The following is a 24,394-nucleotide window of genomic DNA, read 5'->3' as shown; positions in this document are numbered from 1 at the left end:
TTATCTTGATATGAAATATAAATTTATAGGGTTACTAATTGCTATTTTATGTAGCTCGGCAGCCTTTGCACAAATTACAGTAAAAGGAACTGTTAAAGACAAAACGGCTATACCAATTCCAGGTGTAAATGTTTTTGTAAAAGGAACACAAACTTCAGTCTCAACTGATTTTGATGGAAAATATGCTATTGTAGTTCCTAATAAAGAAGCCCAAATTGAATTTTCTTTTATGGGTTTTGTAACCCAAACAATTAAAGTAGATCAAAAAACAGTAGTTGATGTGAACTTAACGGAAGACAATCAAACATTAGAGGAAGTTGTGGTAGTAGGATATGCTACTGTAAAAAAGAAAGATGTTACCAGTTCGATTGCTTCTGTAAAAGGAAAAGATCTTCAAACCATGACAGTAGGAAACGTTACTGAATCTTTGCAAGGAAAAGTGGCTGGGGTTCAAATTACAGGTGCCGGTGGTCCAGGCGCTCAACCAAGAGTACTTATCCGTGGAATATCTACAATCAATTTGAGTACAGATCCGCTTTATGTAGTAGATGGTATTCCAATGGGAACAAGTATCAATTTTTTGAGTAACAATGAAATTGAATCTATGGATGTTCTTAAGGATGCTTCTGCAAGTGCAATTTATGGTTCTCGTGCTTCGAATGGTGTTATTTTAATTACTACCAAAAAAGGAAAGGTTGGAAAACCAAAATTCACAGTAGATTTAAGCACAGGTTACCAAATCATGGAGAAACCTTATGATATGGCTAATGCTGAAAATTATGCTACTATCTTGAATAATGCCTATACTAATTCAGGTTATTCGGAATATTTACCGAATGCAGAACAATACAGAGGAAAAACTACCGATTGGTGGGGAGCAGGAATTAATAAAGCTTCATCGGTTACTAATACTTCTGTTGGTGTTACAGGTGGTTCTGAGAAAAACACTTATGCTATAAGTTTGAACTATTACAATTCAGATTCGTTTTATGATGTTGGAGGTTGGAAAAGAGTTACAGCCAGAATTGCTAATGATTTTAAATTTACCGATAAGTTTTCGGCAGGAGTAACTTTAAATCCTCGTTATGAAACTTGGGGATCTCCAGGGAACTGGGCTGATTTTGTTAAGATTGATCCAATTACACCAATCTACAAACCAGCAAGCCAATTAAATGGAACTGAAAATGAATACAGTATTTATGCACGATCTCCTTCTTATGTTTGGAATCCTGTAGCTACAGTAAGCAGATATGATGATTATACAGATCAATACAATTTAAATTCAAATGGTTATTTGCAATATGAGCCTATTAAGGGTTTAATAATTCGTACGCAAGGATCGATAGAAGTTGGAAACAGAGTAAATAGTAAGTTTACTCCAGACTTTGTGATTGACGCAGCTCATGAAAAAGCAGAAATCAATACCATTGAAAGAAAAGCATCTACTAATTCTGACTGGACATGGCAAACTACAGCAACATATTCTAAAGCATTTGCTCAGAAACACAATGCCTCTTTCATGATTGGTAGTACAATGGAAGAGTACAATGGTAATGATGTGAAGGGATATGGAGAAGGAGTGCCTAATAATTCTGATTCAATGAGAGAGTTGAATGCAGCAACTAAAAATTATAAGAGTGAGGGTAACAGCTGGTCTAATTCTTTGATGTCTTATATTTCGCGTTTTTCTTACAACTATGACAGTAAATACTATTTAACCACTTCATTTAGACGTGACGGTTCTTCTAAATTTATGTCTAATAACAAATGGGCTAATTTCCCGGCTGCATCCGTTTCTTGGAGAATTTCGAATGAAGATTTCATGATGAGTGAAAATTCGATATTTAACAATTTAACTTTTAGAGCAGGTTGGGGTAAAGTAGGAAATCAAAATTTACCGGCTTCAGTTTATCAATCTAATATAGGACAAGGAAATTATGTTATTGGTGGTGAAGTTGTAGATACTTCTTATCCATCCACTATGGCTAATAGAGACATTAAATGGGAAACTGTTGAGGATATCAGTTTTGGACTTGATTTCGGATTGTGGAAAAATAAACTTTCAGGTTCATTAGAATATTATCAGAAAAAAACAAATGATATGCTGTTCAAAAAACAGTTTCCTACTTACAGTGGTTTTCCAGGATATTCTACAATTTGGACAAATGTAGGTTCAATGCAATCTAGTGGTATTGATTTATTATTGTCTTATAAGGATACTAAAGGCGATTTCTCTTATGGGGTAGATGTAACTTTTACTACTGTTAATGTAGAGATGTTGTCTTTATCGACTGAAGGAGAAAGACTTTATGGAGCAGGTAACAGAACATTGACTGTAAAAGGTGAAGTACCAGGGTATTTTTATGGATATGTAGCGGATGGTTTATTTCAAAATCAAACGGAATTGAATGCTCACACTGACGAACACGGAACTAAATTACAGCCTTATGCTAAAGCTGGAGATATTCGTTTTAAAGATGTTAACGGAGATGGAAAATTAGATGATAAAGACCGTACAAAAATTGGTTCTCCTTGGGCTGATTACAATGTTGGTTTGAATTTGAATTTTGCTTACAAAAATTTCGATTTAGTAGCTAATTTCTATTCAAGTATTGGTAATGATTTAGTAAATCAAAATATTTCAGATTTATACAATGGTATCAGTTTGACAAACAAAGTAAGCGGATTAGATCAAATGGCTTGGCATGGTGAGGGAACTACTAATTATGTTCCTCGTTTGTCTAAAGATGATAATAATGAAAACTACTCTAAATTCTCTTCATTATATGTTGAAGATGGTTCTTTTGTACGCATGAAAAACCTTCAATTAGGTTATTCTTTCTACAATAAATTTGGATTAGATAAATTAAGAATTTCATTATCAGGTCAAAATTTATGGACATGGACAAAATACACAGGTATAGATCCTGAAGTAGGTGGAGGAGATACCAATAAAGATGATGGAGTGAAAGGATCAGGTTTTGGAGGATGGAATTATCCAGTTCTGCCAACAATTCTAATGGGGATTAATGTAGCATTTTAATAATAAAAGAACATGAAAAAAATAATAGTATCAATACTAACTTTTGCTGCAGTTGCAGTTTCTTGTAGCGATTTTATCGAGAAAGATGCAAGAGGAGTTCAAACTTTAGAAAATTACTTTCAAACAGCACAGGAATGTGAAAATTATACCAATGAATTAACGCAGCGATTATTATTAGCTAAAGATTGGTATACATTACTTGCTCCAAGATTAGTTAACGAAACAGCTACAGATGATGCCTGGATGGGTAACACAGGTCAGGACAATAGTGCGTTTAGACCTTGTGCGCAATATGTAGTAACTCCAGACAATATGGGAGCTATGAATAGTATATATACAGCACACTATTATACAATTCAATCAGCCAACATTGGTTTAGAGAGAATGGCTACTTCGCCAATTACTGATGCTCAAAAAAATCAGTATATGGGAGAATCATTATTCGTTCGTGCTTATTGTTATTATGAATTGGTGAATCTTTTTGGAGCAGTTCCTTTGTATACAACATCTCTTGGTACGAGTGATTTGAAATTATCTCGTAGTTCAGCAGCTGAGGTATATGCGCAAATTGAATCTGATCTTAAAGAATCGGCAGCAAAATTGGAAAACGTTACTGCATCAAGAAACGGTAGAATAAATAAATGGGCTGCTTATGCTCTATTAGCTCGTGTGTCTTTGTTCCAGGAAAAATGGGCTGATGCTAAAGTATATTCAACAAAAGTAATTGCTGAAGGACCTTTTCAACTTGAAGAAAATTTCTTAAATATCTGGAATGTAAATAACCATAACGGAGTTGAATCAATTTTAGAGGCACAAACTTCGTCTGTACAAGATAGATCTTTAGGAGCTGCTCTTCCTACTTTTTCAGGAGCTAGAGGGGAAGACAAACAAAACTTTCCAAGTAATGACACTAAGGATGTTATTGATGGATGGGGATGGTGTATGCCTACAAGTGATTTAGAAAACGCTTATATTTCTGAGGGTGATGTAATTCGTCGTAGAAGCACTATCACTAAATGGGGGGAAGCTGCTTATGGAGACGAAGTGTTAAATCCAACTCATAAATTCAGTTTGAATGATAATAAATCAGGACGTATTTGTCGTAAATATTATATTCCTATCGCTACGCGTCGTGCATTAGATAAAAAAGACGGTCACTTGCCATTAAATGTGCCATTGATTCGTTTGGCTGAAATGTATCTTACCAGAGCTGAAGCTAATTATCATTTAAATAATGCTGGTGGAGCTATGGATGATATTAATGTGGTTAGAGATCGTGTAGATTTACCTTTAGTAGAAGGAATGGCTGGTCCTAATCTTTTGAGAAAAATCTATAAGGAACGTCGCTTAGAATTAGCTTTTGAAGGATTGCGCCTGTTTGATATTCGAAGAGAAAAAGATCCAACTACAGGAAAAGCAGTTATTGAATCTTTGATGGGGCCTAATGGAACTTTTGTAAAGTATAATTTGAATTCAAATGACCCTTTTGAAAAAACTAACACAAGAGAATCACAAGATAAAGGAATCAATTTTGACCCTAGTAAACACCTCTTGTGGCCAATACCTCAAATAGAAAGAGATTTAAGTAATAATGTAATTACTCAAAACCCAAATTATTAATATGAATTTGATAAAAAAATATAAAGTAAGCCTACTGTTTGTAGGCTTACTTTCCATGAATTCGGCTTTAATTAGCTGTTCATCTGATAATACTAGTGAAAATTCAGAGCCTGTTGTTGAAACGACAAGAGAACTGAAAATTAATCTTGATGCCAATCTTCAAACTATGGAAAGCTTTGGAGCTTCTGATGCCTGGCAATGTAATAATATCGGAAAAAATTGGCCTACAAATAAAAAAAATGCAATTGCCGATTTGTTATTCAGTAGAGAAGTTGATAGTGAAGGAAATCCAAAAGGAATTGGTTTGTCATTATGGCGTTTTAATCTTGGTGCTGGTAGTACAGAGCAAGGTGATGCAAGTGATATAACTGATGAGTGGAGACGTACGGAGTGTTTTACTACTGATGGGGTAAGTTACAACATGAGTAAGCAGGCTGGACAAGTATGGTTTATGAAAGCAGCTAAACAGCGCGGAGTAGATAAATTATTAGCTTTTACTAATAGCGCGCCTGTTTATTTAACTCAAAATGGAAAAGCACATGCTAGTATCAAAGAATTTTACAATTTGAAAGACGGTAAAATGCCTGAATTAGCTGATTTTTGGGTTAATGCTATTGATAAATTAAAAAAGGAACATGATTTAACAATTGATTATTTAAGTCCGTTTAACGAACCACAATACGAATGGGATGGTTCTGGACAAGAAGGTTCACCGGCTTCTAATGCTAATATTTACAGTTTTGTAAATACATTAGCTCCAAAATTACAGGCAAAAGGATTAAATTCACAAATTGTAGTGGGCGAAGCGGGTGCTTTTGAGCCTTTGTATAAAACAGTTACAGGAAAAGAAAATCGTTCTAACCAGATTGATTATTTCTTTGGTGTAAATTCGACTAAAAATATTGCTGGCTTAACGAATGTAAAGAAAACAATTTCAGGACATAGTTACTGGCAAGCTTGGCCATTGAGCGAATTAATTTCATCTAGACAATCTGTTGCAGCCAGAGCAAATACGGTTCCTGGATTGAGCGTTTGGGCTTCTGAATATTCTATCCTTGAAAGCCCAGGAACAGCAGAACTTCCAGGAGGAGCTGGTCCAGGAAGAGATTTAGGAATGCAAACAGCGCTTTGGGTAGCACGTATTATCAGTACTGATATATCCATTGGAGGTGTTACTTCTTGGCAATGGTGGACGGCAGTAAGCCGTGGAGATTATAAAGATGGATTAGTGCATGTTGACAACGGATTGACAAAAGGAGCTGGCGATGCTAATTATTGTAAAAATGATGGTTTTGTTAGAGATTCTAAAATTCTTTGGGCTTTTGGAAATTTTTCTTTCTTCGTAAAACCAGGAATGCAAAGAGTTCAAATACCTAATTTAGATAATTCAACAGCTACTAAAGATGTGATGCTGACGGCTTACAAAGATGCGGTTGCAAAAAAACTGGTTATTGTAGCAGTTAATTTTAGTACTTCGGCAAGAACGTACAATTTAAATCTTTCGGGAGGCGCATTAGTAAACAATACATTGACTCCTTATACTACTTCTGAAACAATGAGTTTGAAAAAAGGAACTAATGTAGTTGCTACAGGTTTTGAAATTCCAGCAAGAGCAGTAGTTACTTATATGGGAACTTATAAGTAAAATTTTGTATCACAAATCAGAGTAATAATTTAAAAAGTATATTTTATAGTACTTAATTTACGAATTTAACCCTCTTTATAATAGCTATTTAATCATTTCTTTGCTTCTGTAAGCTATCTTTATAGAAAATCAGAATGATATAGCGCACTTATTTTATTAAAAATATAATTATGTTAACAACAAAAAGAACTTTTCTAGCAATTCTCGCTTTTTCTTATGTGTCTGCTTTTAGTCAAATAGGATTTGGGGATTCTCAAAAAATTAATGAACAATGGAAATTTATTCTGCAAGACAATAAAGACTTTCAGAGTGCTGGTTTTGACGATGGTAAGTGGCAAAATATTGCACTTCCTCATGATTGGAGCATTAAAGGACAGTTGAGTCCAACTTTAGCAAGTGCTACAGGATTTTTGCCGGCAGGAATTGCCTGGTATAGAAAATCAATGGATGTGCCATCAGCAAAGAAAGGTCAAAAAGTATACTTATATTTTGAAGGCGTTTACAACAGAAGCGAAGTTTTTGTTAATGGAAAGTCTTTAGGGAAACGCCCTAATGGGTATCTTTCTTTTGCTTATGATGCGACTCCGTATATTAAATATGGTGAAAAAAACACGATTGCTGTTCGTGTGGATCACAGTAAAAGTGCCGATTCTCGTTGGTATACAGGTTCAGGGATTTACCGTAATGTTTGGGTAGTGTATGCTAACCCTGTGCATATTGCACAATGGGGTGTTTATGCTTATCCGGAAGTAAGTAAAAATACAGGAATTTTGAATGTTGAAGTGGATGTCGAAAATGCTTCTACTGGAAATACCAATTTAACTGTTGTTAATGAATTGATTGCTAATGATGGAAAAACAGTTGCAAAGAGTACTAATAATATAGCAATTGCTGCCAATCAATCGGGGAAAATTGCTGCAAAAATAAAAGTAAACAATCCTCAATTATGGGATTTAGCACATCCTAATTTGTACCAATTAAAAACTACTGTGTTAAAAGATGGACAAGTAATTGATCATTCGATAACTCAAACAGGTTTTAGAAATTTTACTTTCGATGCTAATAAAGGCTTTGCTTTAAATGGCAAATGGATGAAAATAAAAGGAGTTTGTTTGCATCATGATGCAGGAGTATTAGGTTCAGCAGTTCCTCGTGAAGTATTAGAGGGAAGATTGAAAACCTTAAAAGAAATTGGTGTAAATGCAATACGTACCAGTCATAATCCTCAGGCACCTGATTTTTATGAATTGTGTGATCAACTTGGTTTGTTAGTTTTAAACGAAGCTTATGACGAATGGGAATTCCCAAAACGCAAATGGTTAGAAGGTTGGAATCAGGGAACACCTGGATTTGAAGGTTCGTTCGATATTTTTGCTGATTGGGCCGAAAAAGATTTAGAAGATTTTGTGCGTCGTGATAGAAATCACCTTTCTGTTTTTGCCTGGAGTATCGGTAACGAAGTAGATTATCCTAATGATCCGTATTCTCACCCGGTATTAGCTGGAGGAGGAGATACAGGATTCTCACAAGCCGCTTACGGAGGTTATAAAAAAGATGCTCCAGATGCAATGCGTTTGGGAGCCATTGCAAAACGCCTAGTTGCTGCAGTTAAAAAATACGACAAATCTCGTCCTACAACTGCTGGTTTAGCCGGAGTAGCGATGTCTAATGAAACAGAATATCCGGGAGCTTTAGATATTACAGGATACAATTACACTGAAAGTAAATACCAATCAGATCATAAAAAATATCCTAAACGAGTGATTTTTGGTAGCGAAAATCGTCATGATTATGAAGCTTGGTTAGCGGTGAAAAATAATGAGCATATTTTTGGACAGTTCTTATGGACAGGAATTGATTATTTAGGAGAATCAGGAAGCTGGCCATCTAGAGGTTTTTATTCAGGATTAGTTGATTTTTCAGGAGCGATTAAGCCAAGAGGTTATTTCCGTCAATCACTTTGGTCTGATACATCAATGATTTATATAGGAACTTATCTTTCGAATAATCCAAACAAAAAAGACCTATCAATGGACGCTTGGCCAATATGGAATTACAAGGAAGAACAAAAAGTTAAAGTGGTTTGTTATACTAATGCGGCTAAAGCACGTCTTGAATTAGATGGAAAAGTGGTGGGTGAAGCAAAAGATTACGATCAGGAAACTGGAATTATTTCATGGGATATTCCGTTTCAATCCGGTAAATTAGAGGCAGTAGGATTGGATAAGAATAATAAAGAAGTGAGTCGTTATGCTATTACTTCTTCAAAACAACCGCAAGCTATTGTTGTGAAAAGTGCTGATGCAGTTATCAATAAAGATAAAGGTGTAGCCGAAATCGTTTTACAAGTAGTTGATGAAAACGGAGTTCCGGTAATGATTTCTGATAACGAAATAACTTGTAAAATTCTAAGTGGTTCAGCAAGTTTATTAGGATTAGAAGCAGGAAATAATTCGGATATGACTGATTATACTGATAACGAGCAACGTGCATATCACGGACATATTTTAGCTTATATTCAGGCAAATGGAGATAAAACACCTATTAAAGTTCAATTTTCCAGCCCTTGGTTAAAATCGGTTGAAGTGACTATTAATGTAAAGTAAGTTGTTTTTCTCGAAAAGAGAAATAATTAAAATAATGCTATTTTATAAATTGACCTGTTTACTTTTTTTTAGTAGGCAGGTTAATTTTTTATAATAAAAAAGTTCATTACATTTGAAGTGTAATATTAACACGTATAAAAACCAAAAAATGAGAATAAAGAATAAAATTGCTCTGGTACTAGGAGTTGTTTTGGTATCGGTTTCTTCCAATGCTCAAAAAACAGTTTTCAAAAATGCAGAATTTAAACAATGGGCTCAAACCCCTCCAATGGGATGGAACAGTTGGGATTGTTATGGCTCGACAGTGGAGGAGCATGAAGTAAAAGCCAATGCTGATTATATGGTTAAAAACTTAAAAAAATCAGGTTGGGAATATATTGTAGTAGACATCAGATGGTTTGTAGAAAATGATAAAGCAGGAGGTTACAACCAGAAAGATCCACGTTATGTAATGGATCAATACGGAAGATATTTTCCTGCATTGAATAGATTTCCTTCGGCAAAAGACGGACAAGGTTTTAAACCATTGGCCGATTATATTCATAAAAAAGGATTGAAATTTGGAATCCATATCATGCGTGGAATTCCTAAAAAAGCAGTGGAAGAAAAGTTGCCAATTAAAGGCGCAAACGGAATTACTGCCGACAAAATATACACTACAGCCTTACAATGCGAATGGTTGAAAGACAATTATACTATTCTTGCTGACAAACCGGGAGCTCAGGAATATTATGATTCTTTATTCGAATTATATGCACAATGGGGAGTAGATTTTATCAAAATTGATGATTTGTCAAGACCGTATCACGAAGGAGAAATCAATTTGATTAGAAAAGCAATTGACAAATGTGGTCGCAAAATAGTTTTAAGTACTTCGCCTGGAGAAACGCCAATTTCGGTAGCTGCTCACGTAAGTTCACACGCTAACATGTGGCGTATGGTGGATGATGTTTGGGATACCTGGCCACACATTACTCATTTAATGGATGTTGCTCAAAAATGGTATCCACACATTGCAGCAGGAACTTGGCCTGATTGCGATATGATTCCGTTAGGGAGAATTTCGTTAAGAGGAGAACGTGGAGAAGACAGAATGTCTCGTTTAACAAAAGACGAACAATACACCTTGATTACTTTTTTCAACATCTTTAAATCACCGTTGTTTTTTGGTGGAGATTTACCAAGTAATGATGCGTTTACTTTATCATTATTAACGAATAAAGAAGTACTAAAAATGCACCGTGAAAGTACTGATGTAAAACAACTTTTTCAAAAAGATGGAAAAGTAGCAGTGACTTCAAAAAACCCAAAAGATGGAAGTATTTATTTAGCATTATTTAATATTTCAGACAGAGATCTTAAAGAAGTATCAGTTCGTTTAGCTGATTTAGGAATCAATAATGCTGAAATTACTAATATGTGGACTGGAAAAAAAGTAGGTGCTGTTAAAGGCGAAGTTACTGTTTCATTAAAAGAACATGCTTCAGTTTTGTATAAATTAAAAGCGAAAAAATAATGCGTAAAATACAATTCAGTTTAGTTTTATTTTTAACACTCATTAGTTTTTCAAAGGCTCAAAATAAAACTGGCGTTCCGCCTGTTATTGCCGAAAAGGATTTAACATCTTACTTGTTTGTTTATTTCACAGGAAATGCTGTAGAAGAGGAAGCAGTACGCTATGCTATTAGTGCCGATGGTTATCATTTTTACCATCTAAATAATAATAAACCAGTAATAGATAGTAAAATTATCAGTTCTACAGGCGGTGTTCGTGATCCACATATTTTAAGAGGTGACGATGGTAAAACTTTTTATATGGTTTTGACTGATATGACTTCTTTTAAAGGTTGGGATAGCAATCGTGCGATGGTATTATTAAAAAGTACCGATTTGGTAAACTGGAAAAGCAGTATTGTCAATATTCAAACGACTTTTCCCGGAAACGAAAACTTAAAAAGAGTTTGGGCGCCACAAACGATCTATGATGCAAAAGCAGGTAAATACATGATTTATTTCAGTATGCAACATGCGGGTGGTCCGGATAAGATTTATTATGCTTACGCCAATAAAGATTTTACGGCTTTAGAAAGTGAGCCAAAATTATTGTTTGTTCCAAAAGCAGGAAATGCTTGTATTGATGGCGATATTATCGAAAAAGACGGCGTTTATCATCTTTTTTATAAAACCGAAACCAATACGCCGGGAATTAAAGTGGCTATAACATCTGATTTAACATCTGGAAATTGGACAGAAAACGATAATTATTTGCAACAAACTAAAGAAGGTGTTGAAGGTTCAAGTGTATTCAAGTTAAATCATTCTGACGAATATATTCTGATGTATGATATGTACATGAAAGGAAAATATCAATTTACAAAAACAAAAGATTTAGAACATTTTACGGTAATTGATAACGAAATTTCAATGGATTTTCATCCGCGTCACGGGACGATTTTACCTATTACACGTTCTGAATTGAAAGGACTGATTGCCAAATGGGGAAAGCCAGCAGCCTATCCTCAAATTAATAATAATCCTGCTCTTGAAGGTTATCATGCCGATCCGGAGGTTTTGTATGCTGAGAAAACAGGTAAATATTATATCTACCCAACCAGTGATGGATTTGATCGTTGGTCAGGGAATTATTTTAAAACTTTTTCGTCAGATAATCTAGTAGATTGGAAACCAGAAGGAATTATTTTAGATCTTAGGAAAGATGTAAGTTGGGCAAACAGAAATGCCTGGGCTCCTTGTATTGTCGAGAAAAAGATAAAAGGGAAATACCAATATTTCTATTATTACACAGGAGCACAAAAAGTAGGAGTAGCAGTTTCAGACAATCCTACAGGTCCTTTCAAGGATAGCGGAAAAGCATTGGTAAGTAGCAGGCCTGAAGGTATAAAAGATGGTCAGGAAATTGACCCGGATGTTTTTACTGATCCAGTAAGCGGAAAAAGCTATTTGTATTGGGGAAATATGTATATGGGTGTTGCCGAGCTAAATCCTGATATGGTTTCAATTAAACCAGGAAGCACTAAAGTCATTAAAGTGGATAACACTTTTAGAGAAGGAACTTATGTGATTTATCGAAATGGTAAATATTACTTTATGTGGAGTGAAGACGACACTAGAAGTTCAAATTATAAAGTGAGATATGGTATTTCAAAATCACCTTTGGGGCCAATTGAAATTCCAAAAGATAATATTGTTATCCAAGGAAATAAAGAAGAAGGAATCTATGCAACAGGACACAATTCGGTAGTGAAAGTTCCTAAAAAAGACGAATGGTATATTGTTTATCACCGTTTTTCATACCCTACCGGGATTAGTATGGGTGGTGCAGCTGGTTTTCATCGTGAAGTGGCCATCGATAAACTCGAATTCAATGCCGATGGAAGCATCAAACAAGTTGTTCCTACTCATGCAGGAATTAATCCTGTGAAGAAGATTAAAGAATAAAAATTTTTTGCCTCTAAAAAAGAAAAGTACTAAAAGGGAAAGCACTATTTAAAGTAGCTTTCCTTTTTTTATACAATCAACAAACTGGTAGGGTGTAGTTCTGTTTATTTGATTGACTTTTTATCTTTGGAAACAACTATCACCAAAATTCCTTTTAAAATTTTTATAACCATTATGAAGAACCATCAATTCCTAGTTTTATTATTACTGTTGGGTTTGCCAATATGGGCGCAACAATCAGAAAGTCAAAAAAATCTTGAGAAATCGGCTAATACTGTTTTCGAAATTAAAAATCCCAATTTTCAATTAAGTCCTCAAACAGGAATGACCAAACAACATTGGAAAGATGCCGCTTTGTATCTTTTGCAAGGTGCTTTTGGCTACATTCATTTGTTAGAGGATCCAATGAAATTTCCAAAACAAGAAGGAAAAAGTTATCCGCAAGATGAGGCCAAAGTACCTACCGAAAAACTGGAAGGTTTGTGCAGAACTTTGTTTGTGGCAGCTCCGCTTTTAAAAGAAAATCCGTCGTTAACTATCAATAATATAAAAGTTGCCGATTATTACCGCTACCAAATAACAAAATTAACCGATCCTCAAAGTGCTTCTTATATTGTTCCCCGTTCTAAAAATGGCGGACCAAGCCAAAATTTAGTTGAATTTGGAGCTTTATCTATTTCTTTATTAGTCAATTCTGAGGTGTTGTGGGATCCTTTGACTCAGCAACAAAAAGACGCTTTGGCTAAAACCATGTTAAGTTATGGCGATGGACCAACGGTGAATTCGAACTGGAAATTCTTTAACATTTTTGTATTGAGTTTCTTTAAAGAAAAAGGATATGCAGTAAACGAAAAATTATTAGTCGAATATTTAGACAAATCCTTATTGGATTATAGAGGTAATGGCTGGTACAATGACAGCCCTGCTTATGATTATTACAGCATGTGGGCTTTCCAGATGTACGGTATGATTTGGTCAGAATATTTTGGGAAAGCAAACTATCCGGAATACGCAAGCAAGTTTAAAAACAACTTCGCAGATTTAAAAAACAATTATCCTTATTTGTTTAGCCAAAATGGCGAAATGATTATGTGGGGTAGAAGTATCAGTTATAGAACGGGAGCTGTTGTTCCGTTTCCATTAATGGGATTTGAAGGGGATGCTACAACTAATTATGGTTGGATGCGAAGAATCGCTTCGGGAGTGATTAAGCAATTTTTTACGCATCCTGATTTTATGAAAGACAATGTTCCAACACTTGGATTTTATGGTGCTTTTGAACCTTCGGTGCAAGTGTACAGCTGTCGTGGAAGTGTGTATTGGATGGGGAAAATATTTTTAGGATTACTGGTTCCTGATGATAATCCGTTTTGGACAGCGAAAGAAAACGAAGGAGCCTGGAAAACGGAATTCAAGAAAAATAAAGTGTATAATAAATTCCAAGGCGTTTCTGAAATTCTGATTACTGATTATCCTAACATTGGAGCTTCTGAAGTAAGAGCCTGGTGTAATGCAAAAGTAAAAGATGATTGGCAAAAATTCAGATCGACAGAAAACTACAATCGATTATCTTATAGTAGTGCTTTTCCTTGGCAAGCCGATGGTGAAAATGGGGAAGTGGCGATGAATTATGTCATCAAAAACAAAATGAATCAATGGGAAGCCTTTCGATTGTATACTTTCAAAAAATTTGAAGACGGAATTTATTACAGAGACGTAGTTTTAGAAACGGATGCCAATGTAAAATTTAATTTGGCTGAAATTCCTTTGGCAAACGGAATTTTAAGAGTAGACAAGAATAATAGTTCAACATCATTTGCAATGCGTTTAGGACATTATGCTTTGCCAAAATTGGGAAGCGAAATTAAAACGACTGTTCGGAAAATAAAAAACTACGAGGTAACCATTATTGATAATGGGAAATACCAATTGGCAATGATTCCGCTTTTAGGTTGGGATAAATCCCTAGTGGTTCAGGCTAAAGGCTTGCACCCTGAAGCCAATGAAAGTTCGGTTATTAATCTTTCGAATAATTTTATTCCTCAAAAAGATCAATCTACTGTTTATGCTACATTAATGTTATGGAAAAAATCAGGCGAAAAATGGAGTAACAAAGAATTGCTAGCAGTGAAAAAGATTAATTTTTCTTCGAAAGAAAACACAGTCAATGTTTCTTTAGCAAATGGAGAAAAGAAGTTGATCAAGTATTAATAAATCTATAATTATCTAAGATCTAAAGAGGCTGTTTCAAGAATTTTGAGATAGCCTCTTTACTTTTTTTTTAAATCACTATATTTGAGTCTATTTTTTAATTTCAGTATTTATAAATTAATGAAAAAACCATCGAAAATTGATTATCTCAGCATTGATGAATTTTCAGTTACTCCAAAGTACCAACAGCTAGTTAATGCCGTTCTCAATGCGGTAAAACAAGGTCAGCTTAAAAAAGGGGATGCCATGCCTTCAATCAATGAATTGAGTTTTCAGTATGAAATTTCCAGAGTTACCATTGAAAAAGGCTATAATAAACTCCGTAAAATGGGGATATTAGAAGCTTTTCACGGCAAAGGATATTTTATTGCCAATACCGATGTTTCTCAGGATTTAAAAATATTCCTGATGTTCAATAAACTCAGTGCCCATAAGAAAATTATTTACGATGCTTTTGTCGATGCACTGGGTGAAAAGGCGGCGATTGATTTTTATATTTATGACAATGATTATGGCTTGTTCAAAAAATTATTAGGCCAACAAAAAGGGGATTATTCCCATTATGTGATTATTCCCCATTTTATTGAAAAATCAGAAGGCTATCAAATGCTGATTGATGAAATTCCAAAAGAAAAACTGATTTTGGTTGGGAAAAAAATTGAAGGAATCACAGGGAATTATGGAGCGGTTTATGAAAACTTTGAAGACGATATCTATAATGCTTTGAGCAAAGCAATTGAGCCTTTGAGTAAGTACCACACCTTGAAATTATTGTTTCCTGAAAACAGTTACTTCCCTAATGAAATCGCCAAAGGATTCGAGAATTTTTGCTACAATTTTGCTTTTAATTATAAGATTGTACATGACTTAGATCAGGAACAAGTCAATGAAGGTGAGGTTTATATCAATTTAATGGAAGCTGATTTGGTTAAAATATTAGACAAAATTATATCATTGGATTTAATAATTGGCAAGCAAGTGGGCGTAATATCTTATAATGAAACTCCACTCAAAAAATTTATTATGAACGGCTTGACAACTATCTCTACCGATTTTGCCAAAATGGGAAAAACAGCAGCCGAATTGGTTCTGAATAGTTCAAAAGAACATATCGAAAATCCGTTTGAACTGGTTCTTAGAGGATCTTTATAATTGCTGATTATTCCGGAAACGAAACCGATAATAATGTGAAAGTAATTTTCAGAGTTTCACCTACGTATACTTCTGGTAAGTTTTATTCTTCATTGGATTTCTCTTATATGGGAAAACGTGCGGCTAACGTTCCGAATGCTTTTGAATTACCGGCTTACAAGCAAACCAACTTGAATTTAGGATATAATTTGACTTCAAAGTTACAATTACAGGCTAATATCAATAACCTTTTTAATCAATTAGGAGTGATGGGATGGTCAGCGCCAGAAGGATTCCCTGCTGCCTTAGACCGACAAGGTTTTACAAAAGAACAATTGAATGCCAATCCTAATGTAGTGTATTCTACATTGAGTTTACCGGCAAGAGCTTATTTCATTACTGCTACCTATAAGTTTTAATGTTTTTATGTGAACATTAACCAGATAAGAACTTTTGTCTTATCTGTTTTTTTTTTAGCTAACTTTCCATTTAAGAATGGAATGTTTGGAAAATAGTTTAGTTTTAAATAAAGTTTCTTTTTGGAATTATTTAGCCTTTATTAAAATAAATGAAATTGTATAATAAAACATATAAATTTATGAATCTAAAAATAAAATGCATTGGGTTTATGCTACTGGCCATTCCTTTCTTTTCCAAAGCGCAACATGCCGAAAATCAAAATGCTTTCCCTGTTCAGATAACCATTGCAAATGGAATTATAGAGGGTGAATTTGATGTAAAAACAAATATTCAAAGTTTCAAAGGAATTCCCTTTGCACAATCACCGGTTGGTAATCTACGATGGAAAGCTCCCCAAGCTTTAACGAATTGGACTGGTGTAAAACAAACTAAAAAATTTGGACCAAGAGCAGTCCAATCCTACATATTTGGAGATATGGGTTTTAGAAGTGACGGGACGAGCGAAGATTGCTTATATCTTAATGTTTGGTCACCAGCTAAATCTGCCAATGAAAAACTTCCCGTTTTAGTTTATTTCTACGGAGGTGGTTTTGCCGCTGGCGATGGTTCCGAAAATCGTTATGATGGAGAAAATATGGCCAAAAAAGGAATAGTAACCTTAACCGTAAACTATAGATTAGGAATTTGGGGATTTTTCTCCCACCCGGAATTAACCAAAGAATCCCCTAATCATGCATCAGGAAACTATGGGTTATTGGATCAAAATGCTGCCTTAAAATGGGTACAGGCCAATATTTCAAAATTTGGAGGTGATCCAAAACGCGTAACTATAGCAGGAGAATCGGCTGGTTCTATATCCGTTAGTGCTCAAATGGCCTCGCCATTATCAAAAGAACTTATTGCTGGAGCAATAGGAGAAAGTGGTGGTTCGATCTTCCCTACATTATCTCCAGTCCCTTTAGCTGAAGCTGAAAAAACAGGTCTTGAATTTGCCAAAAAAATAGGAGCATCATCCTTAAAAGATCTTCGAGATATGTCCACTTTTGAATTGTATCAAAAATCAATCGGAACAAGTTTGGGTGTTTTCAAAACAACAATTGACGGCTATTTTTTACCAAAATCTTTACCCGAAATTTTTGAAGCCAAACAACAAGCTATGGTTCCTTTATTATTGGGATGGAATTCAGAGGAAATGAACTACCGTGCTTTAATGACGGGGAAAGATTTGAACAATGAAAATTATACTCAAAAAATCAAGGAGTTATATGGCAACAAAGCGGATGAAGTATTGAAATTATATCCAGCAGGCACTTCTGAAATAACGGAGCAATCAGCCACAGATTTAGCAGGAGACCGTTTTATTGCATACAGCACTTGGAAATGGTTTGATTTGCATCGAAAAAACAGCACACAGCCTGTATATCGTTATTATTACACACATCCAAGACCCGAAATACGCGACAATGAACTTGAAGCAGCTCTTGCAGGCGGCGTCATTAAAAAAGACAAAAATACTCCAAAAGCACCTATACCAAAAGGAGCTGTTCACTCTGCAGAAATAGAATACGCCATGGGAAATTTAGCAACCAATAAAAATTATGCTTGGACAGCCGATGATTATAAAGTTTCGGATACAATGATGAACTTTTTTGCCAATTTCATTAAAACTGGAAATCCAAACGGTGATAAACTTCCTGTTTGGCCTGTCGCAAAAAACGAAGAAAATCCAGAAATTATGGTTATTGATGTAAATTCAAAATCAAAAAAAGCAGAAAATGATGCCCGTTATTTGTTTTTAGAAAATGAATATTCGAAAAAATAATTTTTCTGCTTTCGCAAAAAAAAAGATATTATTAAAAACGGCATCCTTCTTTGTTCATAGTCCTTCGTGTCTTGATTGTTTACCTGTTTTTTCGCCTTGATTGGCACGAAGTTTTTGGTTTTTTTAAAGATCTATTTTTGTCTTTTGATGTTGAAACTCAACTATTTCGACTTTTTTATAATTACCTTTTTTTAATGTATATCGTTAATTAATTTAAATTAAAAAAATGAAAAAAAATATTCTGATTTTGATTTTAGTCAGTTTTAGTTCGATAGCTTTCGGGCAGCTAACACTTCGCAACCTTACAGTTGAAAATGTTTCCAATCCTATTGGTATTGGAGTAAAAACACCGCGATTTAGTTGGCAATTAGTTTCTGATAAAAGAAATGTAAAGCAATCGGCTTACGAAATTCAGGTTATAGATGGTAAAAATACTGTTTGGGCATCTGGGAAAGTTGCTTCAGAAACATCTATCTTTAATAAATATGCAGGTACTCCATTAGAATCGGATTCTCAATATACTTGGCAGCTAAGGGTTTGGGATAATCAGGGACATGTTTCTAATTGGGCAACGGCTTCGTTTGGAACGGCCTTATTGGATTCAAAGGATTGGAAGGCCTCATGGATTTCATCAGGATTAAAAACGGATAAAGTTAATGGAATTGTACCAATACTTAGAAAATCATTTTTGGCTTCTAAAAAAATTACTTCTGCTAAAGTTTATGTTACTTCGAGAGGATTGTACGACGCGCAAATCAATGGAAAGCGTATGGGAGACGCTTATTTATCTCCGGGTTGGACCAGTTATAACAAGCATTTGCAATACCAGACTTATGATGTGGCTGATTTGTTGATGCAAGGAAACAATGCCATTGGGGTTTTATTAGGAAGTGGTTGGTACCGAACGCGTTTAACTTGGGCCAATAAAAAAAATATTTACGGAAAAGAAACGGCTTTGCTTTTTCAAATGGTAGTCAAATATGCTGATGGAACTACAGAAACAGTAGTTTCTGATGGAAGCTGGAAAGCGGCTAAGAGTCATATTCTATATTCTGAAATCTATAATGGTGAAATTCAGGATATGAATTTTGAACAAAAAAAATACAGCGTTGCTGATTTTGATGACAGCAAATAGACAAGTGTGGTGACTAAAGATTTTCCGAAGGATTATATTACGGCTGCTATCAATGAACCTATTCGAAAACATGAAAATTTTAAACCGATTCAGGTGTTGACTTCCCCGAAAGGAGAAACCATATTGGATTTTGGTCAGAATTTAGTAGGTTGGGTAAAAGTCGCCATTCAAGGAAAAGCCGGTGAGCAAATCAAACTTTCTCATGTGGAAATGTTAGACAAAAAAGGTGTGCCTTATTTTGAAAATTTGCGTTCTGCCAAAGCACAAGCTACTTATACATTAAGTGGAAATGGAATTGAAATATTGGAACCTCATTTTACCTTCTTCGGTTTTCGTTATGTGAAAGTGGAAGGGCTTTCAGGAAAAATCAATCCAAATGATTTTACCGCCATTGCGTTGTATTCGGATATGAAGCAAACCGGGACTTTTGAATGTTCAAATCCATTGGTGAATCAGTTGCAAAGTAATATTCAATGGGGACAGAAAGGGAATTTTTTAGATGTGCCTACCGATTGTCCGCAACGTGATGAACGTTTGGGCTGGACAGGTGACGCTGAAGTGTTTTCGCGAACAGCGGCTTATAATTTTAATGTCAATCAGTTTTTTTCCAAATGGTTGATAGATGTGACTGCTGATCAAAATAAAAATGGTTCGGTACCTTTTGTTATTCCGAATACTCTAAAGGGAACTAGTTTTGATATGCCTGTGGGGGCTGCAGGATGGTCAGATGCCAGTATTATTATTCCTTATAATATGTATGTGAGTTATGGAGACAGGGAAATTGTAGAACGACAATATCCAAGTATGAAAGCCTATTTGAATTATGTGCGCGGTGCTGCTAAAAAGGATTTGTGGAATACCGGTTTTCAATTTGCTGATTGGTTGAGCTATAGAGCAGATGATTCACAAGGAATGATTGGAATGAAATCGGCTATTACGGATAATTATTTGGTAGCCCAATGTTTTTATGCCTACAATACTGAAATAATGATAAAAGCAGCTGCTTTATTGGGTAAAACGGATGAAGTACAAGAATATCAAGCACTTTTGGAACGCATTAAAAAAGCATTTCAGGCCGAATATATGACGGCATCAGGAAAGTTAATTTCAGAAACACAGACCGCTTATATTTTAGCTTTACAATTTGATATGTTTCCAGAGGATTTAAGATTGCAAGCTGTGGAGCGTTTGGTGAAAAATATTGAAAGTTATGAATATCATTTGACAACCGGATTCTTAGGGACTCCATTTTTAAATCCGGTGTTAAGCCGTTTTGGTAGAAATGATGTGGCATACAAACTCTTGCTTCAGGATACCTATCCGTCTTGGTTGTATCCAATAAAAGCGCATGGGGCTACGACCATCTGGGAACGTTGGGACTCTATGAAGCCAGACGGAACGTTTCAGGATCCTGGTATGACTTCGTTCAATCACTATGCGTATGGAGCAGTAAGAGATTGGATTTACAGAACCGTTGCTGGTATTGATACTAAAGAAGCGGAAGGAGCCGGTTATAAAGAGATTATCATTAAACCGGAACTGGGAGGGAATTTAACGTATGCTAAAGGAAGTTTGGAAACCAATTATGGTTTGGTCTCTTCTTCTTGGAAAATAGAAAACAGCAAATTGATTTTGGATGTGGAGATTCCTGCTAACACCAATGCAACGATTGTATTTCCAACAAATAAGGTGGAGACGATAAAAGAAAATGACCTTATTGTAAATGAAAAGAGCAAAATAGTAGGCTCAGGAAAGTATCATTTTGAAATGCAGATGTAATTTATTTAAAAAAATCAATATAATCTGTTATAATTATAAGTGGTTGCGCTTTAAATGACAATGAATCAGTTAAATAATATGTAAAAAAACATATTTATTCTGGAATAATTGCATAAAAGCCAATAATGTCATGACTGTGCAGGACAGTTATGTTTCAGATATTCTATTATTTTACAAATCGAAAAATTATAAACATTAAACCAAATTATTAAATGGAATCAATTCTCGGTCTTCTTTTTCACTCAATTGGAGGTTTCTCTTCAGGTAGTTTTTATATGCCTTTTAAAAAGGTTAAAGGTTGGGCTTGGGAAAGCTATTGGATCGTAGGAGGATTTTTCTCTTGGTTGATTGTTCCACCTGTTGCTGCTTATTTAACAATTCCTGGTTTTGCTGAGATTATTAGTACTGCTGCGCCAACTATTAAGGCAGTTACTTATTCTATGGGATTGATTTGGGGTATCGGTGGATTGACTTATGGTTTAGGAGTACGTTATTTAGGAATGTCATTAGGGAACTCAATTACATTAGGTTTTTGTTCTGCTTTTGGAGCATTAGTTCCTTCTATCTATTATAATTTTTATCCAACAGAAGGTAAAGTTTCTTTTACTGATATGTTGTCTAACACTGGAGGACAATTAGTATTGTTAGGGGTTTTGGTTTGTCTTATTGGGATTGCATTTTCTGGTAAAGCAGGAATGCTTAAAGAAAAAGATTTTGCGGTAGGTCACGAAGATAAAGACAAAGAATTTAGCTTGGTAAAAGGACTTATCATCGCAATTATTTCAGGGATTTTAAGTTCATTTTTCAATTTTGGAATTGAAGCTGGAAAACCAATGGCTGAAGAAGCAGTGAGATTAGGGTTTAACCCTTTGTTTCAAAACAATGTTACTTATGTAGTATTGCTTTGGGGAGGTCTTACTACTAATTTCCTTTGGTGTATGTACCTTAATTTTAGAAATAAAACATTTAAAGATTACACTAATAGCAGTACGCCTATTACCAGAAATATAATGTTTTCAGCTCTTGCAGGTACTATGTGGTTTTTACAATTTTTCTTTTACGGAATGGGAGAAAGTAAATTAGGAAATGGAGCAAGTTCATGGATTTTACACATGGCGACCATTATTTTGACTGCTAATTTTTGGGGATTTTATTTGAAAGAATGGACGGGAGTGTCTAAAAAGACTTTTAGAACATTCTTATTAGGTATCGGATTGATTCTAGCTTCTATTGTGTTAGTAGGAATCGGAAATTCACTATAATAAACAGATTAACAATTTTAAATTTTATATATAATGTCAAATACAAATACAATGACTTTTAAGCACGTAAGTTACCTTTGGGATGATGCAAAAGCTGCTGAATTAGCAGGAGATGAAGTGGCACTTTTTATCTATCGCTCTAATTTATTAGGCGCAGATTTAAGATTAACGAACTATGGAGGTGGAAATACTTCTGTGAAAATTACTGATAAAGATCCATTAACTGGAGCTGCAACTGAGGTAATGTGGATTAAAGGTTCTGGTGGTGATATTGGAACATTAACAAAATCAGGTTGTGCTGCTCTTTACTTAGAAAGACTTCGCAACTTAGAAAACGTGTATAGAGGAATTGAGCATGAAGACGAAATGGTGGAATTATTCAACCACTGTATTTTTGATTTAGCTTCAAAAGCGCCTTCAATTGATACACCTTTACACGGTTTCTTACCATTTGCTCACATCGATCACTTGCACCCAGATGCTGCTATTGCTATTGCTGCTGCAAAAGATGGTGCAAAAATCACTGAAGAATTATTCAACGGAGAGATTGGATGGGTTGGATGGCAACGTCCAGGTTTTGACCTTGGTTTGCAAATGCGTGCTTGTTTAGAAGAAGCTGCTGCTAAAGGGAAAAAACTAAAAGGAGTAATGTTAGGATCTCACGGTTTGTTTACTTGGGGAGATACTTCATACGAAAGTTATATCAATACTCTTGAAGTAATTGAAAAATGTGCTGAGTATTTAGAGTCTAACTACGGAAAAACACGTCCAGTTTTTGGAGGTCAAAAAATCGAAAGTTTAGCTGTTGAAGCTCGTCAGGTTCAAGCTGCTAAATTAGCTCCAATCTTAAGAGGTTTCTGTTCTTCAGAACGTAAAATGATTGGTCACTATACTGATGATGCCAGAGTTTTAGAGTTCATCAATTCTAATGATTTAGAAACATTAGCTCCTCTTGGAACTTCTTGTCCTGATCACTTCTTGAGAACTAAAATCAGTCCTTTAGTAATTGAATTAGCTCCAAACGAAGATTTATCTGATGTTGATGCTATCAAAGCTAAGTTAGCTCCAGCTTTTGAAGCGTATCGTCAAATGTACTCTGAGTACTATAACACTTGTAAAAAATCAAACTCACCAGCAATGCGTGATCCAAACCCGGTTGTAATTTTATATCCAGGTGTTGGTATGTTTACTTTTGCAAAAGACAAAACAATGGCTCGTTTGGCATCTGAATATTATATCAATGCAGTAAGCGTAATGAAAGGTGCTGAAGCAGTTTCAGAATATACTTCATTGCCACGTCAAGAAGCTTTTGATATCGAATATTGGTTGTTAGAAGAAGCTAAATTACAACGTATGCCAAAACCAAAAGCATTATCTGGAAGAATCGCTTTGATTACAGGTTCTGCAGGTGGAATTGGTAAGGCTATCGCTAAGAAATTTGCTGAAGAAGGTGCTTGTGTTGTAATCAACGATATCAACGAAGAGCGTTTAGAAGGTGCAACTGCTGATTTTATCAAAACTTTTGGTAAAGATGCTGTTTCTAGTACTTTATTAAACGTAACTGATGCTGATAGTACAGCTAAAGCTTTAGATGCTGCTTGTTTAGCATTTGGTGGTGCTGATATTATTGTAAATAATGCAGGAATTAGTATTTCTAAATCTATTGCTGAGCATTCATTAGAAGAGTGGGATAGATTATATGATATCTTAGTTAAAGGACAATTTATTGTTTCTAAAGCTGGAATCGAAGTAATGCGTAAACAAGGTTTTGGTGGAGATATCGTTAATATCGTATCTAAAAATGCAGTTGTTGCAGGACCAAACAACGCTGGATACGGATCTGCTAAAGCGGCTCAAGCTCACTTAACACGTTTGATGGCTGCTGAAGTAGGAGCTGATAAAATCCGTGTGAACACAGTTAATCCTGATGCTGTTATCTCTGATTCAAATATTTGGTCAGGTGGATGGGCTGAAGGACGTGCAAAAGCGTATGGTATTACAGTAGCTGAATTGCCAGCTTACTACGCTAAACGTACTTTATTAAACGAAATTATATTGCCAGATGATATTGCTAATGCATGTTTTGCTTTTGTTGGTGGTTTGTTAGGCAAATCAACAGGAAATGCTTTGAATGTTGACGGTGGTGTATCTATGGGCTTTTATAGATAATTTTAGATGTTAGTTTTTAGATTGATTTATCTAACGTCCGATTCTTTCGGGCGTTAGATTTTTCTTAATCTACTAACGACATCTTTATTTTT

General features: G+C 35.0%; 14 protein-coding genes. All 14 read left to right on the top strand.

Annotated features, from left to right (window positions below; genetic code table 11):
- The first annotated feature begins 10 nt into the window (after nt 1-10).
- The 14 genes from GTZ96_RS09730 to GTZ96_RS09670 all read left to right on the top strand — a co-directional run bounded on the left by GTZ96_RS09730 (nt 11) and on the right by GTZ96_RS09670 (nt 24,302).
- Nucleotides 11-3,043, top strand: a complete 3,033-nt coding sequence (locus GTZ96_RS09730) for a SusC/RagA family TonB-linked outer membrane protein (RefSeq protein WP_161643572.1) — start codon at nt 11-13, stop codon at nt 3,041-3,043.
- A 12-nt stretch (nt 3,044-3,055) separates the two neighbouring features.
- Entirely contained in the window at nt 3,056-4,663 is a 1,608-nt protein-coding gene (locus GTZ96_RS09725) for a RagB/SusD family nutrient uptake outer membrane protein (RefSeq protein WP_161643570.1), read from the top strand.
- 1 nt (nt 4,664) lies between these two features.
- A complete protein-coding gene (locus GTZ96_RS09720) occupies nt 4,665-6,308 on the top strand; it encodes a glycoside hydrolase (RefSeq protein ID WP_161643568.1) in 1,644 nt (547 codons plus the stop codon).
- Between the two features lie 170 nt (nt 6,309-6,478).
- The gene (locus GTZ96_RS09715) at nt 6,479-8,914 is read left to right on the top strand and encodes a sugar-binding domain-containing protein (protein ID WP_161643566.1); all 2,436 of its coding nucleotides are present in this window, start codon (nt 6,479-6,481) and stop codon (nt 8,912-8,914) included.
- 148 nt (nt 8,915-9,062) lie between these two features.
- Nucleotides 9,063-10,430: a glycoside hydrolase family 27 protein gene (locus tag GTZ96_RS09710; protein WP_161643564.1), complete on the top strand. Its 1,368-nt coding sequence runs from the start codon at nt 9,063-9,065 to the stop codon at nt 10,428-10,430.
- Entirely contained in the window at nt 10,430-12,373 is a 1,944-nt protein-coding gene (locus GTZ96_RS09705) for a family 43 glycosylhydrolase (RefSeq protein ID WP_161643562.1), read from the top strand. The genes GTZ96_RS09710 and GTZ96_RS09705 overlap by 1 nt, the downstream gene beginning before the upstream one ends.
- Nucleotides 12,374-12,547: 174 nt before the next feature.
- Complete coding sequence (locus GTZ96_RS09700; protein WP_161643560.1) at nt 12,548-14,584, top strand: DUF2264 domain-containing protein; 2,037 nt, start codon at nt 12,548-12,550, stop codon at nt 14,582-14,584.
- A 120-nt stretch (nt 14,585-14,704) separates the two neighbouring features.
- Nucleotides 14,705-15,736 (top strand): winged helix-turn-helix domain-containing protein, encoded by a 1,032-nt coding sequence (locus GTZ96_RS09695; protein WP_161643557.1) that lies wholly within the window; start codon nt 14,705-14,707, stop codon nt 15,734-15,736.
- Nucleotides 15,727-16,134: a TonB-dependent receptor gene (locus GTZ96_RS09690; protein WP_317168896.1), complete on the top strand. Its 408-nt coding sequence runs from the start codon at nt 15,727-15,729 to the stop codon at nt 16,132-16,134. The genes GTZ96_RS09695 and GTZ96_RS09690 overlap by 10 nt, the downstream gene beginning before the upstream one ends.
- Before the next feature lie 179 nt (nt 16,135-16,313).
- Nucleotides 16,314-17,957 carry a carboxylesterase/lipase family protein gene (locus tag GTZ96_RS09685; RefSeq protein WP_161643553.1) on the top strand — a complete coding sequence of 548 codons (1,644 nt, stop codon included), beginning with the start codon at nt 16,314-16,316 and terminating at the stop codon, nt 17,955-17,957.
- Nucleotides 17,958-18,183: 226 nt separating this feature from the next.
- Nucleotides 18,184-19,092 carry an alpha-L-rhamnosidase N-terminal domain-containing protein gene (locus GTZ96_RS18240; protein ID WP_207720174.1) on the top strand — a complete coding sequence of 303 codons (909 nt, stop codon included), beginning with the start codon at nt 18,184-18,186 and terminating at the stop codon, nt 19,090-19,092.
- Between the two features lie 9 nt (nt 19,093-19,101).
- Entirely contained in the window at nt 19,102-20,871 is a 1,770-nt protein-coding gene (locus GTZ96_RS09680) for a family 78 glycoside hydrolase catalytic domain (RefSeq protein WP_207720173.1), read from the top strand.
- Nucleotides 20,872-21,083: 212 nt separating this feature from the next.
- Nucleotides 21,084-22,133 (top strand): L-rhamnose/proton symporter RhaT, encoded by a 1,050-nt coding sequence (rhaT, locus tag GTZ96_RS09675; protein WP_161643551.1) that lies wholly within the window; start codon nt 21,084-21,086, stop codon nt 22,131-22,133.
- Nucleotides 22,134-22,166: 33 nt separating this feature from the next.
- Nucleotides 22,167-24,302 carry a bifunctional aldolase/short-chain dehydrogenase gene (locus GTZ96_RS09670; RefSeq protein ID WP_161643549.1) on the top strand — a complete coding sequence of 712 codons (2,136 nt, stop codon included), beginning with the start codon at nt 22,167-22,169 and terminating at the stop codon, nt 24,300-24,302.
- Nucleotides 24,303-24,394 lie beyond the last annotated feature (92 nt).

Origin of the sequence: Flavobacterium undicola, assembly GCF_009909155.2 — a bacterium.
In the GTDB taxonomy this organism is placed as follows: domain Bacteria; phylum Bacteroidota; class Bacteroidia; order Flavobacteriales; family Flavobacteriaceae; genus Flavobacterium; species Flavobacterium undicola.
This window is presented reverse-complemented; position numbering and strand designations above follow the sequence as displayed.

Coding starts and splice junctions, on each gene's coding strand:
- GTZ96_RS09730 (WP_161643572.1), top strand. CDS start 11: ATGAAATATAAATTTATAGGGTTACTAATTGCTATTTTATGTAGCTCG.
- GTZ96_RS09725 (WP_161643570.1), top strand. CDS start 3,056: ATGAAAAAAATAATAGTATCAATACTAACTTTTGCTGCAGTTGCAGTT.
- GTZ96_RS09720 (WP_161643568.1), top strand. CDS start 4,665: ATGAATTTGATAAAAAAATATAAAGTAAGCCTACTGTTTGTAGGCTTA.
- GTZ96_RS09715 (WP_161643566.1), top strand. CDS start 6,479: ATGTTAACAACAAAAAGAACTTTTCTAGCAATTCTCGCTTTTTCTTAT.
- GTZ96_RS09710 (WP_161643564.1), top strand. CDS start 9,063: ATGAGAATAAAGAATAAAATTGCTCTGGTACTAGGAGTTGTTTTGGTA.
- GTZ96_RS09705 (WP_161643562.1), top strand. CDS start 10,430: ATGCGTAAAATACAATTCAGTTTAGTTTTATTTTTAACACTCATTAGT.
- GTZ96_RS09700 (WP_161643560.1), top strand. CDS start 12,548: ATGAAGAACCATCAATTCCTAGTTTTATTATTACTGTTGGGTTTGCCA.
- GTZ96_RS09695 (WP_161643557.1), top strand. CDS start 14,705: ATGAAAAAACCATCGAAAATTGATTATCTCAGCATTGATGAATTTTCA.
- GTZ96_RS09685 (WP_161643553.1), top strand. CDS start 16,314: ATGAATCTAAAAATAAAATGCATTGGGTTTATGCTACTGGCCATTCCT.
- GTZ96_RS18240 (WP_207720174.1), top strand. CDS start 18,184: ATGAAAAAAAATATTCTGATTTTGATTTTAGTCAGTTTTAGTTCGATA.
- rhaT (WP_161643551.1), top strand. CDS start 21,084: ATGGAATCAATTCTCGGTCTTCTTTTTCACTCAATTGGAGGTTTCTCT.
- GTZ96_RS09670 (WP_161643549.1), top strand. CDS start 22,167: ATGTCAAATACAAATACAATGACTTTTAAGCACGTAAGTTACCTTTGG.